This is a genomic window from Streptomyces sp. MnatMP-M17 (assembly GCF_900091995.1).
GTDB lineage: Bacteria > Actinomycetota > Actinomycetes > Streptomycetales > Streptomycetaceae > Streptomyces.
This window is the reverse complement of the sequence record NZ_FMDK01000917.1, coordinates 1-1,224: the sequence shown is the minus strand read 5'-3', so window position 1 is coordinate 1,224 and position 1,224 is coordinate 1. Positions and strand designations below refer to the sequence as shown.

The 1,224-nt window shown below is 62.6% G+C and carries 1 protein-coding gene and 1 pseudogene; both read left to right on the top strand.

Annotated features, from left to right (window positions below; translation table 11 throughout):
- Window positions 1–963 (top strand): group II intron reverse transcriptase/maturase (locus GA0115259_RS33385; RefSeq protein ID WP_305129804.1); only part of this gene is annotated, 963 nt, incomplete at its 5' end.
- Between the two features lie 106 nt (window positions 964–1,069).
- Window positions 1,070–1,224: pseudogene (locus GA0115259_RS33380) on the top strand (integrase core domain-containing protein); the annotation flags it as partial.

Genomic DNA, 1,224 nt, shown 5'->3' with positions numbered 1-1,224 from the left:
CCCAGTCAGGATCCGAACGATCCTGACTACCGGCGACTGCGATACGTGCGCTATGCCGACGACACCCTCCTCGGGTTTGTCGGGCCAAAGGCCGAAGCCGAAGAAATCAAACGGCGTCTGGCGGCTTTCCTGCGAGAAGACCTCAAGCTGGAGCTGTCGGAAGAGAAAACGCTGATCACCCATGCCCGGACAGGCAGGGCTCGGTTTCTCGGCTATGAGATATCGACGGCGAGTACGGACCGCAGAACGCGACGGCCTTCTGCATCGGATCGGCGCAACCGTCGATCCCTCAACGGGACGATCGTCCTGCACGTGCCTGCCGACGTTATCAAGGCCAAGTACACCCCATACATGGCGCGAGGGAAACCCGCTTGCCGGAACTCGCTCGTGAACGAATCCGATCACGTAATTGTCGGCAAGTTCGCCATCGAGTACAGGGGTGTTGTCCAGTACTACCTGATGGCCGGTGACGTCTTCCGACTTCACCGGCTGCGCTGGGTCATGGAAACTTCCATGCTCCGAACTCTGGCGCGAAAGCACGGCTCAACGGTGTCGAAGATGGCGGCCCGCTTCAAGGCCAAGGTCCAGACGCCCTACGGACCGCGCACTTGTTTCGAGGCTCGCATGCCGCGGGACAACAGGAAGGAACTGGTAGCCCGATTCGGAGGGATTCCCCTCAAGCGTCAGAAGGCGGCAGAATTGACCGACCGCCTGACGGGTCCCGTCTATCCCCACAAGGAGCTGATCCGTCGACTCCAGGGGAATCGGTGCGAGGTCTGCGAGCGGGCGGGTGAGGTGGAGGTTCACCACATCAGGTCACTCAACGACCTCAGCCGATCAGATGGGCCGTCCCCCGATTGGATGAAAATCATGGCAGGACGCCGGCGCAAGGCCCTTGTGGTCTGCGGTGCCTGTCACGAGCGCATCCACACCGGGAAGCTGAACACGGCGCTCACGCAGTAGTCACTGGAGAGCCGGATGCTCGGAAATCGGGCCCGTCCGGTTCGGTGGGAGGCCGAGCGGAAAAGGCCCTGCACAGCAGGGACCTCGCCGCTCGGCCGACCCTACCCGCACCCTGCTCAATGAATGGGCCTACCTGCGGCCCTACACCACCAACGATGAGCGAACCACAGCCCTGGCAGACTTCCTCCACAGCTACAACCACCACCGCGGCCACACCGCACTCGCAGGCCAGCCCCCCATCACCCGCGTCAACAACGCTGC